The sequence below is a fragment of the Bradyrhizobium sp. USDA 10063 genome, assembly GCF_054063735.1.
The window spans coordinates 239,858-253,621 of sequence record NZ_JBSSGP010000001.1; the positions used below are offsets into that span (position 1 = coordinate 239,858).

The 13,764-nt window shown below is 63.0% G+C and carries 10 protein-coding genes, 4 pseudogenes and 1 riboswitch; of the genes and pseudogenes, 6 read left to right on the top strand and 8 right to left on the bottom strand.

Annotated features, from left to right (window positions below; all coding sequences use genetic code 11):
• Nucleotides 1-30: 30 nt before the first annotated feature.
• Genes traG through ACVJGD_RS01155 form a run of 3 tightly spaced genes read right to left on the bottom strand, consistent with a single transcriptional unit; the run spans nt 31 to nt 2,423 of the window.
• A complete protein-coding gene (gene traG / locus ACVJGD_RS01145) occupies nt 31-1,962 on the bottom strand; it encodes a Ti-type conjugative transfer system protein TraG (protein ID WP_456632658.1) in 1,932 nt (643 codons plus the stop codon).
• Nucleotides 1,949-2,164: a conjugal transfer protein TraD gene (gene traD, locus ACVJGD_RS01150; RefSeq protein ID WP_456632553.1), complete on the bottom strand. Its 216-nt coding sequence runs from the start codon at nt 2,162-2,164 to the stop codon at nt 1,949-1,951. Before traD ends, traG begins: the two co-directional genes overlap by 14 nt.
• A 4-nt stretch (nt 2,165-2,168) precedes the next feature.
• Complete coding sequence (locus tag ACVJGD_RS01155) at nt 2,169-2,423, bottom strand: TraC family protein (RefSeq protein ID WP_456632552.1); 255 nt, start codon at nt 2,421-2,423, stop codon at nt 2,169-2,171.
• 252 nt (nt 2,424-2,675) lie between these two features.
• On the opposite strand from ACVJGD_RS01155, the pseudogene traA reads away from it, so the two are divergent.
• Together traA and ACVJGD_RS01165 are read left to right on the top strand one after the other, a co-directional pair.
• Nucleotides 2,676-4,178: pseudogene (traA, locus tag ACVJGD_RS01160) on the top strand (Ti-type conjugative transfer relaxase TraA); the annotation flags it as partial.
• 144 nt (nt 4,179-4,322) lie between these two features.
• Nucleotides 4,323-5,345: pseudogene (locus ACVJGD_RS01165) on the top strand (IS110 family RNA-guided transposase).
• A 378-nt stretch (nt 5,346-5,723) separates the two neighbouring features.
• Here the strand turns inward: ACVJGD_RS01165 and ACVJGD_RS01170 are convergent.
• Nucleotides 5,724-6,797 (bottom strand): ribonucleotide-diphosphate reductase subunit beta, encoded by a 1,074-nt coding sequence (locus tag ACVJGD_RS01170; protein ID WP_456632659.1) that lies wholly within the window; start codon nt 6,795-6,797, stop codon nt 5,724-5,726.
• Nucleotides 6,788-8,725, bottom strand: coding sequence for a ribonucleoside-diphosphate reductase subunit alpha (locus ACVJGD_RS01175; RefSeq protein WP_456632660.1), 1,938 nt, complete (start codon nt 8,723-8,725; stop codon nt 6,788-6,790). Before ACVJGD_RS01175 ends, ACVJGD_RS01170 begins: the two co-directional genes overlap by 10 nt.
• Before the next feature lie 76 nt (nt 8,726-8,801).
• A riboswitch (cobalamin riboswitch) is annotated at nt 8,802-9,009 on the bottom strand.
• 76 nt (nt 9,010-9,085) lie between these two features.
• Here ACVJGD_RS01175 and ACVJGD_RS01180 point away from each other — a divergent pair.
• The 3 genes and pseudogenes from ACVJGD_RS01180 to ACVJGD_RS01190 form a co-directional block, all read left to right on the top strand.
• Nucleotides 9,086-9,509: pseudogene (locus ACVJGD_RS01180) on the top strand (DDE-type integrase/transposase/recombinase); the annotation flags it as partial.
• A pseudogene (locus ACVJGD_RS01185) lies at nt 9,505-9,749 on the top strand (IS256 family transposase); the annotation flags it as partial. The pseudogenes ACVJGD_RS01180 and ACVJGD_RS01185, both read left to right, overlap by 5 nt.
• 285 nt (nt 9,750-10,034) lie before the next feature.
• Nucleotides 10,035-10,517 carry a hypothetical protein gene (locus ACVJGD_RS01190; protein ID WP_456632661.1) on the top strand — a complete coding sequence of 161 codons (483 nt, stop codon included), beginning with the start codon at nt 10,035-10,037 and terminating at the stop codon, nt 10,515-10,517.
• Here the strand turns inward: ACVJGD_RS01190 and ACVJGD_RS01195 are convergent.
• The 3 genes from ACVJGD_RS01195 to ACVJGD_RS01205 all read right to left on the bottom strand — a co-directional run bounded on the left by ACVJGD_RS01195 (nt 10,436) and on the right by ACVJGD_RS01205 (nt 13,318).
• Complete coding sequence (locus tag ACVJGD_RS01195; protein WP_456632662.1) at nt 10,436-11,698, bottom strand: IS256 family transposase; 1,263 nt, start codon at nt 11,696-11,698, stop codon at nt 10,436-10,438. The genes ACVJGD_RS01190 and ACVJGD_RS01195 overlap by 82 nt on opposite strands.
• A 340-nt stretch (nt 11,699-12,038) precedes the next feature.
• Nucleotides 12,039-12,272 carry a hypothetical protein gene (locus ACVJGD_RS01200; protein ID WP_456632663.1) on the bottom strand — a complete coding sequence of 78 codons (234 nt, stop codon included), beginning with the start codon at nt 12,270-12,272 and terminating at the stop codon, nt 12,039-12,041.
• A 137-nt stretch (nt 12,273-12,409) separates the two neighbouring features.
• Nucleotides 12,410-13,318 carry a reverse transcriptase domain-containing protein gene (locus ACVJGD_RS01205; protein ID WP_456632664.1) on the bottom strand — a complete coding sequence of 303 codons (909 nt, stop codon included), beginning with the start codon at nt 13,316-13,318 and terminating at the stop codon, nt 12,410-12,412.
• On the opposite strand from ACVJGD_RS01205, the gene ACVJGD_RS01210 reads away from it, so the two are divergent.
• A complete protein-coding gene (locus ACVJGD_RS01210) occupies nt 13,303-13,632 on the top strand; it encodes a ribbon-helix-helix protein, CopG family (protein WP_456632782.1) in 330 nt (109 codons plus the stop codon). The two genes, ACVJGD_RS01205 and ACVJGD_RS01210, sit on opposite strands and share 16 nt — an antisense overlap.
• Nucleotides 13,633-13,764: the final 132 nt, after the last annotated feature.

A 13,764-nucleotide genomic window follows, 5' to 3' on the forward strand; every position in this document is an offset into this window, starting at 1 on the left:
CTCGCGGAGTCATCGGCGACTTCACGACCATCAGCTCCGCTGACCGGCTTCTTTCCGGTAGAACCTGTTCTCGCCGACGCACGCCCGCATGTCGGTGCGCCGGAACCAGATGGCGCGTCCGCATCGCAGCGGCGGGTTCCCGGCGGTGAAGATGATCTGCTCATCGGTCCGCATCCGCAGCACTTCATGCGGCAGCAGGAGCGGGCGGCGGGCGAGCTGCTTGGACCGCGTCCGGGACGAACCCGACATTTGCGAGGACTGGCTCAGCTGATCCACCTCGACGGTCGTGTCGCCGCAGCGCTTCGAGATATAGTCCGCCGTCTCGGGATCGTTGATCGCCGAGAAGGAGATCCAGGACGCGCTCTCAAACCACTTGCTGGTGGCATCCCGCCCACCATAGGCCTCGCGCATCTGGCCGATCGACTGGTAGAGCATCAAGAGGGTGATGCCGTATTTGCGCCCCGCATCGCGCGCGGTTTCGAGAATGCGCAAGTAGCCGAGGCGGGCGACCTCATCGAGCAGGAACAGGGTGCGGCCGGTCACCTCGCCATTGCGATTGTAGATGGCGTTGAGCAGCGAGCCGATGATGGTGCGGGCGAGACCGGCATGGTTCTCCAGCGTCTTCAGATCGAGATTGATGAAGACGTCGGTCCGGCCCTCCGCGAGCTCGGCCGTCGTGAAGCTTGAACCGGACACCAGCGCGGCATAGTTGGCATAGGAGAGCCAGTGGGTTTCCTTGACCGCGTTGGCGTAAACGCCGCTGAAGGTCTCCGGCGTCATGGCGATGAAGGGCGCGACATTCTCCTTCACGAATCCGGATTCCGAGTTGTCGTAAATCGTCTGAAGCCGCTGGCGCAACTTCGGCTCCGGCTCGGACAGATTGGCGCGGACCTGGCGGAGGTGCTGATCCTTCTTTTCGGTATGACCGGACAGGCAGACATCGGCGATCAGCGCCGTCAGCAGTTGCAACGCCGAGGCCCGAAAGAAGTCGTCCCGCGCCGAGCCCTGGCGCGGATTGTCGGTCATGATCCATGACGCGACGGCGGCAATGTCCTCCTCCTTGGTTGCGCCGTGCTGGCCGATCCAGTCGAGCACATTGAAGCCGATCGCCGAGGCGCGCGGGTCGAGCACGAAGATCTGGCGACCCGCCCCGTGCCGGTGTCCCCTGACCATCGGTGCAACCTCGTTGGAGGGGTCGAGGACGACCAGTCCGCCGCCCCATTTGAGCGCCGTCGGCACCGTGACCGAAGTTGTCTTGAAGCCGCCGGAACCGGCGAACACGATGCCGTGCGACGAGCCGAAGGACGCGTCGAAGCAGAGCAAAGGCGACTTGCCGCCGGCGCCCCATGTCTCGCCGTCATCGGCCCGGAAGGACTGATCAGCGACCGCATCCCGATCGACGCGATAGCGCTCCCCGACCACGATGCCACCTCTCTCCGGGAATAGCCGCACAGCCTCGCTCATTGTCATCCAGTCCGACTCGCCATGAATGGCTCGCCGGCCGTGGATGCGGCGCGGCTCAGCGGCCGCGAAGGCGGCATTGCCTCTCATCGCCACGCGCAGCCCGAACACGGCCGCGAGCGCGGCGATCGTCGCTCCCACGACGGTCGAGGGATCGGCATAGGCGAGAAGGCGATCTCCGGCCGGCAGGGCATTGGCAAAGGAATGGAGGCGCGCGATCTCGCGCGAGGCGGCGATCGCGACCACCAGCAGACCGCCGAACACGACGCTCCAGCCGGCGGAGCGGATCGCCGTCGCACCGGCTGCCGCGAACAGGAAGACCACGCCGATCGCCGCCGCCATCACGTAGGGCAGGGCGATGCCGATCCGGCCGAACACCAGGTGCGCCTTCGGGGTTGTCCCGAACTTCGAAAGCCAGGCTTCGATGCCGGTGAGGGCAAGGCATAGGCCCGCCATCAGCACGGCCGGCACGATCGCCAGCGCGATCTTATTTGCCTTCATGGCCGAACGCCTTCGCGCCGATCGCCGCCAGGCGCTCGCGTTCCGCCTCATTGTCGCGGAGACGGCCAGCGGCATCGAGCAGCAGACCGAGCAGCAGCGCACGCTTCTCGTAACGCAGCCCGGCCTTGGCGATCAGGCCGCCGAGCTCGATCTTCTCCCGCGTGTCCTTCTTGCGGGCACTAGTCGCATCGGAGCGGCGCATGCGCTCAGCCCTGTTCAGCCACGCCCGAAGACGCGCCAGGCGCGACGATCGCGGCCGCCTTTGCGGTTCGGCTCCCACCCTTGCGAAACCGGCCGGCGATCTCCTCGAAGGCCGACAGCAGCGCGCCTTCCTCGATCTCTCCCATCCCGGCTTTCAGCGCGATGCGGCCGATGCGCTCGGCCTCCCGCGTTTCAGCCTGTTTCAGCTGATCCTGAAGCCGAGCGATTTCGTCCCTGATCTGCCGCGAGGGCTTTTTCATTCCGGAAGACCTTTCCTATCATTTTGCGCGAAGCGCCCGACAGGAAATCCGGGCTGAGCGCGAAGCGCGACCCGGGTAATTAACGGGGTCGGCGGAGCCGACGCTTTGGAAGATCATCCCGCCGTTCCGAAGGAGCGGCTTCCAAGGGCGCAGTAATACGTCGCTGGCGCGACGTCCTGCTTCCCGCCCAGAAATGGGCAGGTCGATCCCGACGAACAGCATGTTCGTTCGTCTTAAGGATCGCTTCCAGCCGTGGCCATCACCCATTTCACGCCCCAGCTCATCGGACGTGGCGATGGCCGCAGCGCCGTGCTGGCCGCCGCCTACCGGCATTGCGCGAAGTTGGAGTTCGAGGCCGAGGGCCGTACCGTCGACTATTCCAACAAGCGCGGGATGATCCACGAAGAATTCCTGGTCCCGGCCGACGCACCCGCCTGGCTTCGGACGATGATCGCCGATCGCTCCGTTGCGGGCGCGTCGGAGGCCTTCTGGAACAAGGTCGAAACCTTCGAGAAGCGGGCGGATGCGCAGTTCGCCAAGGAGTTCATCATCGCGCTGCCGGTCGAGCTTTCGACCGAACAGAACATCGCGCTGATGCGCCAGTTCGTGGTCGAGCAGGTATTGTCCCGCGGGCAGGTTGCGGACTGGGTCTATCACGACGAGCCGGGCAATCCGCACGTCCACCTGATGACGACGCTGCGGCCTCTCACCGAAGACGGTTTCGGGCCAAAGCGGGTCGCGGTCATCGGCGAGGACGGGCAGCCGCTGCGCATGAAATCCGGCAAGATCGCCTACCAGCTTTGGGCCGGCGACAAGCAGGAGTTCCTGGAGCAGCGCAGCGGCTGGCTCGACCTGCAGAACCAGCATCTGGCCCTGAACGGCCACGAGATTCGGGTCGATGGGCGGTCCTACGCCGAGCGCGGGATCGACGTCATGCCAACCACCCATATCGGCGTCGCGGCCAAGGCCATCCAGCGCCGGGCGGAGCGCGAGGGGCGCGACCCCAATCTCGAACGGCTGCGCGTCTTCGACGAGAACCGGGCCGAGACCTTGAGGCGAATCCAGCGCCGTCCGGAGATCGTGCTCGACATGATTTCGCGGGAGAAGAGCGTCTTTGACGAACGGGACGTCGGCAAGCTCCTGCATCGCTACGTCGACGATGCCGCAACCTTCCAAGACTTGATGGCGCGGGTGCTGCAAAGCCCCGATGCGCTCCGGCTGGAAGGGGAGCAGGTCGACTTCGCCACCGGCGCGCAGGCGCCGGCAAAATACACGACGCGCGAGCTGATCCGGTTTGAGGCGGAGATGGCGCGGCGCGCGGTCCACCTCTCGGGCAGCACGGCTTTCAAGGTAGAGCCGCCGGTCATTGCCGCCGTGTCCGCGCGTCACGCCCACCTCTCGGCCGAGCAGCACGCCGCCATCGCGCATATGGCATCCGGAGAGAGGATCGCGGCGGTTGTCGGCCGTGCAGGCGCAGGCAAGACCACGATGATGCGGGCCGCACGCGAGGTGTGGGAGGCCGCCGGCTACCGCGTGGTTGGCGGCGCCTTGGCGGGCAAGGCGGCCGAGGGATTGGAGAAGGAGGCGGGCATTAAATCCCGCACGCTGGCCTCCTGGGAATTGCGATGGAAAAGCGGTCGGGACGGCCTCGATGACAAAACGGTTTTTGTCCTGGACGAGGCCGGCATGGTCGCCTCGCGGCAGATGGCGCTGTTCGTCGAAACAGCGTCAAGGGCGGAAGCGAAGCTCGGCCTCGACCTCCGCCGCGACATGGGGTAATCGCAGGAGCGAATTGCCCGAAAGCCAATCACGAGACTTGGAGAGCGGCTGTTCCCCGATAGGATGGAAATACGGGCTCACGACTGGTCGCCGGGCCCAAGCATCGAATGGAGAACAGCCATGGACGAGTATATCGGTCTCGACGTGTCGATCAAAGAGACGGCAGTCTCGATCCGTCGAGCAGGTGAACGGATCTGGCGCGGCAAGTGCGCATCACATCCCAGTATCATCGCCGAACTCATCCGCAAGCGGGGCCGGCCGTGAAACGAGTGGTTTTTGAAACCGGACCGCTGTCGGTATGGTTCTATCATTCTCTCCGCACTGAGGGATTGCCGGCGATCTGCATTGATGCGCGCCATGCTAAAGCGGCGCTCGATATGGCGGCGAACACAACGGACGCGAACGATGCGGATGGTCTGGCGCAGCTGGCGGAAGTCGGATTCTTTCGCGAGGTGCCGTGAATGGATTCGACAGCATGCTGACCCGCACGCTTGTGGCGGCGCGCGCGCGGCTCGTCCGAATCGCCACCGAGCTTTCCAACCAGATCGCGGTGTCATGAAAACCTTCGGTCTGGTCGTTCCAGCCGGAAAGGGAAGCACCTTCGAGAAGAAGGTCCGGAGCCTTCTTGCCGATCAAGACGGATTTGCATCGATCATGCTTCCGATGTTGGAAGCTTGGTGTGGCATTCGCATCCGCGCAGCCGAACTCGGACGCCAGTTGGTCCGCGACGCGCAACAGAGCCAGGCTTGCCGCATCCTTATGTCCATTCCCGGCATCGGCGTGATCACCGCAACCGCCTTTGCCACGGCCATTGAGGAGCGGGACAACTTTAAGAAATGCCGATCTGTTGGTGCGTGGATCGGCCTGACAACGCGCCGCTATCAATCCGGAGACGTCGATTATGATGGCCATATATCCCGACGTGGCGACCGCCATTTGCGAGGGCTTCTCTACGAAGCAGCGACGGTCATTCTGACGCGCAGCTCAACCGGCAGCACGCTGCGCACGTGGGGCTTGCAGCTCCGGGAGAGGATCGGCTTCAAAAGAGCGGCCGTGGCTGTAGCGCACAAGCTGGCGGTTATAATGCATACGATGCTTAAGACTGGCGAGCTGTTCAATCCAACGGCCGGAGCCGTCGCATAGAAATCCGAACAGCGTTGAGAAACTGAACGCTTGAGGTGTCCCTTGCCGGGACGTGAGCCGGGCCATTCCGCTGATGGGGCTGCACCGCTGAGTCAGCAAAGTGCGTCGTCCACATTGAAGGCTCGTCCCGCGAAGCTCCATCATGCGGCGCCTATTGTCGACCGCGAAGACAACCATGCACCCGGCAGTCCCCTCAAGGAGATTATACGCTTGACGTTTGACGTTTCAGCAGCGATTAGACAACCCCATCATAACTGCGAGCGGCGTGGATCATGCCGCTTGATGTCCGCTGTACTCCAGAAGCATAGCAGCAGAGCGGACTTCCGCGAACCTCCGAGATGTACCACGAGCGGACGCACCAACTGCTGTTCGGGTTGCCTACATGCGGCCGAAAGCCGCCCATACCCCGTCTTCGCCGTCCCAGCTGCCGCGGCTCGCCGCCTTGGAGTACTCCGTGGCGCGCTGCTCGAAGAAATTGGCGTGCTCGACGCCATTGAGAATCTCGACGAGCCACGGCAGCGGATGCGCCTTGAGCTGGGTGAACCCGCCCTCCTTAGCCTCGAAGAAGCCGAAGACCGGGGCAATCCCGAGTTGGGCCAGTCGCCAGTCGGCGACGTAGCGGACGTAGGCGTGGATCTGCTCAGGCAGCATACCCTCGATTGTGCCAAGGCCGAAGGCGAGCTCGACGAAGTTCTCCTCCAGCTTCACCATGGTCTTGGCGACGTCGACGATGTCGTCGCGGACGGAGCGCGTCACCGCGCCGGTTTCGCGGTGCCATTCGTGAAATAGCTTGATGATGCCCTCGCAGTGGAGACTCTCGTCGCGCACTGACCAGCTTACGATCTGTCCCATGCCGTTCATCTTGTTGTGGCGCGGGAAGTTCAGCAGCATGGCGAAGCTCGCGAACAACGCCATGCCTTCGGTGAAGGCGCCGAACATCGCCAGGGTGCGGGCGACATCGGCCACGGTGTCGACGCCGAACTCGTGCATGTAGTCCGCCTTAGCGCGCATCTCCGCATAGCCGCGGAATGCCTTGAACTCGGTCTTGGGCATGCCGAGCGTCTTGAGCAGCAGCGCATAGGCGTCGATGTGGACCGTCTCCATGTTGGTGAAAGCGGCCATCATCATCTGGACGGTGAGCGGCTGGAAGATCGGGATGTAGCGCTTGAGATAGTTGTCGCCGACCTCGATGTCGGATTGAGTGAAAAAGCGGAAAATCTGAGTAAGCAGCGCACGCTCGTTGGCCGTGACACGGTCCGACACCCAGTCCTTCAGGTCGCTGCCGAGCGGTACCTCCTCGCCCATCCAGTGGGTCTGCTGCTGGCGCTTCCAGAACTCGTAAGCCCAGGCATAGCGATCGACGTCATAGCTGCCGGTCGAGTCAAGGAGGCCGACGCGCCCCTTGCCGATCAACGTGCGCGGATCGACGCGCGACAGATCGATCACTGACATGCGAGGCACTCCTCATAGTCGGTGCGATGCCGCTCCGGCTGCTGCGTTGGCGTTGCATCCTCGGCAATCTTACCGGCGAACGCCGCGCGTGAGATCGACTTTGATCGACAGTAGTAGAGGCTCTTCACCCCACGCTTCCACGCAGTCCAGTGCAGCATGTGGAGGTCCCACTTATCGACGTCGGCCGGCAGATAGAGGTTGATCGACTGGCTCTGGCAGATGAACGCGGCGCGGTCGGCGGCAAGCTCGACGATCCAGCGCTGGTCGATCTCGAAGGCGGTGCGAAAGATCGCTTTCTCGTGCTCCGACAGGACGTCCAGATGGGCGACCGACCCCTCGTGCGCGATGATCGACTGCCAGGTCGCCGAGGTGTCGGCGCCTTTCGCGGCCAGCACCTTGGCGAGGTGCGGATTGCGCACCGAGATGGCGCCGGATAGCGTCTTGTGGGTGTAGATGTTGGCCGGGATCGGCTCGGTGCAGGCGCTGGTGCCACCGCAGATGATGCTGATCGAGGCGGTCGGCGCGATCGCGATCTTGTGGCTGAAGCGCGCCATCACGCCGCGTTCCAGGGCATCCGGGCACGGGCCACGCTCGCGAGCGAGCGCCACGGATGCCGCATCGGCATCGCGACGAAGTTTTCGAAACATGTTCAGATTGAATGACTTGGCCAGGGCCCCCTCCATTGGAATGCCCTTGGCCTGGAGAAACGAGTGGAAGCCCATGACGCCGAGGCCAACGGAGCGCTCGCGCAGGGCGGCGTAGCGGGCACGGTTCATTCCGTCCGGCGCCGCCGTGATGAAGTGGGTGAGCACGTTGTCGAGGAAGCGCATAACGTCCTCGATGAAGCCGGGCTCCTTATTCCACTGGTCCCAGGTCTCGAGGTTGAGCGACGACAGGCAGCACACCGCGGTGCGCTCCTCGCCGCGATGATCGATGCCGGTCGGCAGCGTAATCTCGCTGCACAGGTTGGAGGTCGAGACCTTGAGGCCGAGCTCGCGCTGGTGCTTGGGGAGCGCGCGGTTCACGGTGTCGATGAACAAGAGATAAGGCTCGCCGGTCTGCAGCCGGTTCTCAAGGATGCGTTGCCACAGCTGGCGGGCATCGATCTCGCGAACGACCTCGTTAGTCTTCGGGCTGCGCAGAGCGACTGCGGTGCCGGCGCCCACGGCACGCATGAACTCGTCGGTGACGTTGATGCCGTGATGCAGGTTGAGGCTCTTGCGGTTGAAGTCACCAGACGCCTTGCGGATCTCGAGGAACTCCTCGATCTCGGGATGGTGGATATCGAGATAGACCGCCGCCGAGCCGCGCCGCAACGAGCCCTGGCTGATCGCCAGCGTCAGGCCGTCCATAACGTGGATGAACGGGATGATGCCCGAGGTGACGCCGCCCCTCACCTTCTCGCCGATCGAGCGAACATTGCCCCAGTAGGTGCCGATGCCGCCGCCGTTGGCAGCAAGCCAGACGTTCTCGTTCCAGGTGCCGACGATGCCTTCGAGCGAGTCCGACACCGAGTTAAGGAAGCACGAGATCGGCAGGCCGCGCGTGGTGCCGCCGTTGGAGAGCACCGGTGTGGCCGGCATGAACCACAGCCGAGACATCGCATCATACAGACGTTGGGCATGCGCAACATTGTCCGCGAAGGCGCAAGACACTCGGGCGAACATGTCCTGGAGGCCTTCGCCGGGGAGCAGATAGCGGTCGGTCAGCGTCAGCCTGCCAAACGAGGTCAGCAGGTCGTCGCGCGACCGATCGAGCGTGAGGTCAGACGGCTTTGGCGGTGGCGCGAGGTGCCTCGGCAGCGGAGCCGGCGATGGCTGCACAAGACACAGTTCAGGCGTGGTAGGCTTTGCCTGCGCTGGGGGCGGCCGCACACTCGGCAGCTCAATGAGATGACCATGCTGATCAAAATTGTAAGACGGCGACATTGGCAATCCGCGCTGTTTGGGGCGACCGGACAAATGTCCCCGGCTGCAAGCGACCCACCGGGGCACCCCACCCGAGGACTTTCGTTCTGTCGCGGCAGGTCTCCTGGCTCGCGGGTCGCTGCAGCTGTCGGCCTTCCCGGCGCTGTCGCGCCAGTGACCATGATGACAACAACTCGCCGCTTACAGTTGCGGAGGCAGCCCCGAATATTGCCGGCGCACCGGGTTCCCTCTTAGCTTCCATCCACTAGATGTGGGAATGGAAGATCGTGACAGTGCTACATGTAGGCCAGATCCGCCGAGATTCGTCAAGTCGGCACCGTCACGTTACGGAATGGAGCGGCCGTGGGATAGATGACCGGCATGCCGACGGCCCGGGCTCTCTTTGTCGCCACCGTCGCTTGCACCGGAAGTGAGCAGCTATGCCGTTTGGTTGTATTTCCGGTTTAACTTAAGCTTGCGCATGGTCGCGGACATGCTGGCGGGAACGTGTCGTTGGGGGGAACCAGTCGCCACTGGGGAAGGAAATTCGGCAAGCCGTTCTCCGATCGGATCTGCCAGCGCGCCCCCGCTCGTCGCCACAAACGGCATTTGGACGAAGTCGTTATCGCGATCGGGCGGACAACATTGGCTCTGACGCGCTGTCGACCAGGATGGCTTCGTTCTCGAGGTCTTGATCTTGCGCTCAAAGAAACTCGCGCGCTGCGCAGCGGCTCATGAAGCTGTTGAAATCCGCGGCACGCCGTCGGGCGTGATGATCACGGACAAGCTCCGTCTATACGTCGCTCGCCCGTACCAACATCGCCGAGAACATGATGGGGCACCATTCACCGCGTCACACGCAAGTCAAACGCTGGCGAGATGCCGGTGGCCTTGCGATGGGTCGCGGCCGGCATGATCGAGGCCAACAAGGGGCTTCCGACGATTGAAGGCGCATAAGCAATTGTTGGTTTTGCGTGCGGCTGTTCAAGCTCACCACAATCGCATGACGATCAACCCCGTTGCCCACGTTACGAGGGCCGCGTAAGTTCATTCTGGCAACGTCGGCTCGACGTAGTTCAACAGCGATTGGAACATCCACCACTTCGGGGCGGCGCTCTCGCTCGGGCACGTGCGTGGTTAACGCATGCCTAACGAAATCGAATAGCGAGCGCTACCAGATAAGGTAGGTGACCGGTACGACATCAGAGACGTAGCAGTTCGCCCGAAACTGGCCGTGAAATTCGATACCGACTAATCAATTTGCTTGGGGCTCCGGCGCTTCCCGGCCTGCGGGCGCGATGCACTCTGATGACTTTCGAAGGAACTGCAAATGAACCGAACCATCGCAATTCTGCTCGTGCTCGCCGCTGGGCCGGTGTACGGCGACGAGGCCAAGATACCGCAAGACACGTCCGAACTGCGTCGCATCTGCGCGGAGTGGTTGCCGAACTCTAACGATGCGCCGCGTGTGTGCTTTGCTGCACTTAATATGGAGGGCGCGGCGCGCAAACCGGCCGTTCGTACTGACGACGACGAGACGCGAAAGGCGCGCGTAGCGCTGTCCTACATCGATTGCGATGGAGATTTTACCGTACGGAATGGTCGCTTGGGCCTCTATATCGACGGACGCTTCGTCTCCGACAACATCTCGGGAACGTACTTGGGGGCTATTCACGTGTGGGGTGGAGAGGAAATGCGCGAGCTATGCCTGAATTTGGGTGATGTGGCCGATCAGGCGGCGTGGCTTTGCTGGGTCGGAACGACCTTGATGCCGTCGGCGAATCTGACACCAGCAATGATCTTCGGCAACTGATTTGTGCCTTTTAGTCGTCGCCAGGTGTTGGACGCGGCATCGATCAGTTTGAACACCATCAGCCTGGCGGTCTGCGGCGACAACGATCCCTTGGTCCGCACAGTCCTGTGCCGCACCGTGGCGAACACGCTCTCGATCGGAGTGGTCCGCAAGTGGACCCAGTGCTCGGCAGGAAAGTCATAGAACGCCAGCAGATCGTCGCGATCCTTGTTCAAGCAATCCACGGCGCGCGCATATTTGGCACCGTATTTCTCGGCGAAGGCTTGGAGTGCAAGCTCCGCGACAGCCCGGCTCGGCGCCATCGAGATGTCCTGCAGGGCTTTCTTCATGCCGCTCTGCACGGAGCTCGGAACCTTGTTGAGCACGTTGACTGTCTTGTGTTGCCAGCAGCGCTGCCGCCGCGTGCCGGGGAAGACTTCGTCCAGCGCCTTCCAGAAGCCAAGGGCACCGTCGCCGACCGCAAGCTCAGGCGCGATCTGCAGTCCGCGCCGGCGAATGTCGATCAGAAGTTCGCGCCAGCTCTGGGCGCTTTCGCGGACGCCGACCTGAAAGCCGATCAGTTCTTTCTTGCCCTCGGGCGTCGCGCCGATCAAAACCAGCATGCACTCGCTGTGGTCCTCCATCCGGGCCTGCAGGAATACGCCGTCGGCCCAGACGTAGACATAGTGCCGTGCCGACAGATCGCGCTTCTGCCAGCGCTCGTACTCGCCCTGCCATTGCGCCTTCAGGCCCGATATCACCGACGGCGACAGGTTCGGCGCATCCTTGCCGAGCAGCGCCGAGAGCGCCTCCTGGAAATCGCCGGTCGAGATGCCGCGCAGATAGAGGATCGGCAGCAGGGCATCAAGGCTCTTCGTCCGCCGCGCCCACAGCGGCAGGATCGCCGAAGTGAAGCGGATCCGGTCGGCTCCGGGCGCGCCGCGGTCCCTCACCTTGGGCCGGGCGACCTCCACCGCGCCGATCCCGGTGGCAATCTGGCGCGCTGGGCCATGGCCATGCCGGACCACCCGGGCGCGGCCATCCGGCAGCTTCAACTCAGCCGTCGTCTCCAGAAACGTCTGCAGTTCGATTTCGACCGCCCTGGCGAGCGGGTCACGGGCTCCATTGCGCAGGATTTCTGTCAGTGGATCGTCAACCGCAGACGGCTGACGGAAGGCCAGGATGTTGGTAGTCTCGTTCATGGCGTATCGCTCTCCTCGAGAGGTTCTGGCAGGCTCGACACCCGCCTCGATACGCCGCCTCTCTCAACCCGTCATCACCCACTTTCCCGCATAGCTCGAAATGCGCTACACGCTGGTGTTTGATAACGATCTATCACACGCGACGCTTGGGGCCGCAAGCGGGGGCGCGGGCCACGCCAAGTGCCACCCGTCGCCCCGCGGCTAGCGTTGCCATAGCGGCGCGTCTGAATCACGATCAGCCCGGGCTGAGAATCGCGCGGGTGAGTGCAGCATCAACGATCCCGACTCCTACGCTCGTGGCCTTGACGTGGAAAAAGGGCCAGACGCTCGTGTCTCGCCTCTACAACAGCGACTTCGTCACGCGCAATTCGCACAGCAGCTTCCCGGGATTCTCACGCTCGGCGAGCCGCGATGGCACAGCCTTGCCAGCGCACTCCGAACGCGAACAAGCGGCGACAAGGAATATCACGCGCGATGCAAGCGCTCCCTGAGTGTCGCTGGTTGGATCGACGGCGTGCCAAGTGCCGATATCGAGGCAAGGTTCACGGTTAACCCGTTCGCCTCCGTCGGCCATGGTGACATCCGCGGCATGCAGTCCCGGAACGGGCGGAACGTCAAAAGATCAACTCTGCGGATATTTCTCGGGTTAACGAAAGACGCGGGGAGATGGGAAATCGTGCCCCGCGGGCACGGAGCGGACGTGACGTCGAACTACCCCACACCCTCTGCGCGTGGGAATGGTCGAGTAGCTAAGCCATTCGGCTTCGCCCTCACAGATCCGGGCATGCAGATTTCCCGCACCCGGCTCTTCTCGAGAGTCACCAGCATCGGTTTGCTCCTACGCCCATGATGAATGATACGTGGCCGGGGCAAGGGAAAACGCGCTTCCACAGTCTCAAACCAATCCCGGCCCTTGTTCCGGTTCTTCTGGCTGCGCCGTCTGAGGCAAGTGAGCCAGATGCGCCGGACCTCCTGCAGGAATCCGTTGAGAGAGCGCCAGTTGTGTGGGACACCATAGTAGCCGTAGTGGCCACGCAGCACGCTGGAGTACCAGCGATGCTGTGTCGCCATCGGGGCATGCATGATCTGCCACGCTTCCTGCCGCAACGCCTTCAACTTTCGCGTCATGCGCTTGCTCTGCGTTTTGCGTTTTACGATAAATCTGCCGTCCCTGGTCCATCCACAGTAGTGGGTGAGGCCGAGGAAGGCGAATGTATCTGGTCGCCGCGCGCCGCGTTGCCGTCGAGCCATGGCCGGTAAGCGGCCGAACTCAATGAGACGCGTCTTGTCCTCGTGGAGTGCCAAGCCAAAGCGCGCCAGTCGCTCCTTGAGGTCAGCCATCATCCGTCGGGCATCTGCCAGCCGTTCGAAGCCCATCACGAAGTCATCGGCATACCTCACGATCGATACCCGACCGCGCGCGTGCCGACGGCGCCATTGATGCACCCAGAGATCGAGGGCGTAATGCAAGACGATGTTGGCGAGGCACGGGCTGATCGCTCCCCGAACGCAAAAGGTAACTTCCAGTTTGAGCGCGTGGTGCGGGGCTGGAGGGATCGGCCGGTGCTTGACCTGCGCCTCAAGAAGTAATATGTTTATGTCGTATGATGCGATCCACAAAAGCGGACAAGGCGGTGCATGTGAACGCCGCTTACCGACTCCTCGAGCGCAAGACGGGGCTGGCGGAGGCCGCTCGTCGTCTTTCGCACGAGTTCGACCTGTCGCTGCGTCAAGCATATCGGTACCTCGAAGAAGCTGGTCGGCTGGAGCGGCCAATCGAACCGAGCGAGCCGACGGTACCCATCACCCTCAAGCTCCCCCCGACCACGGTGCGTGCGCTGCGCTCGTATGCCAAGAGCAGCGGCCTAACCATCGGCGTGATCGTAACACGCGCGCTGGAGGGGTTTCTGGGGGCTCTCAAGCGACATGGCTGAGCGACGCGCAACGCCTCGCTCATTTGAAGTTCGTCTCGACTATGCATTTGACCGACTGCGCGAGTCCAAACTCGCACAGGCGTACGACATCTTGGTCCCCGCGCGAGAGCGCCTCGTCGGCGAGCGGGTAAG

Excerpts from the sequence above, each read along its gene's own strand:
- traG (WP_456632658.1), bottom strand. The coding sequence starts at position 1,962 with ATGAAGGCAAATAAGATCGCGCTGGCGATCGTGCCGGCCGTGCTGATG.
- traD (WP_456632553.1), bottom strand. The coding sequence starts at position 2,164 with ATGCGCCGCTCCGATGCGACTAGTGCCCGCAAGAAGGACACGCGGGAG.
- ACVJGD_RS01155 (WP_456632552.1), bottom strand. The coding sequence starts at position 2,423 with ATGAAAAAGCCCTCGCGGCAGATCAGGGACGAAATCGCTCGGCTTCAG.
- ACVJGD_RS01170 (WP_456632659.1), bottom strand. The coding sequence starts at position 6,797 with ATGTCAGTGATCGATCTGTCGCGCGTCGATCCGCGCACGTTGATCGGC.
- ACVJGD_RS01175 (WP_456632660.1), bottom strand. The coding sequence starts at position 8,725 with ATGTCGCCGTCTTACAATTTTGATCAGCATGGTCATCTCATTGAGCTG.
- ACVJGD_RS01190 (WP_456632661.1), top strand. The coding sequence starts at position 10,035 with ATGAACCGAACCATCGCAATTCTGCTCGTGCTCGCCGCTGGGCCGGTG.
- ACVJGD_RS01195 (WP_456632662.1), bottom strand. The coding sequence starts at position 11,698 with ATGAACGAGACTACCAACATCCTGGCCTTCCGTCAGCCGTCTGCGGTT.
- ACVJGD_RS01200 (WP_456632663.1), bottom strand. The coding sequence starts at position 12,272 with ATGGCCGACGGAGGCGAACGGGTTAACCGTGAACCTTGCCTCGATATC.
- ACVJGD_RS01210 (WP_456632782.1), top strand. The coding sequence starts at position 13,303 with ATGATGCGATCCACAAAAGCGGACAAGGCGGTGCATGTGAACGCCGCT.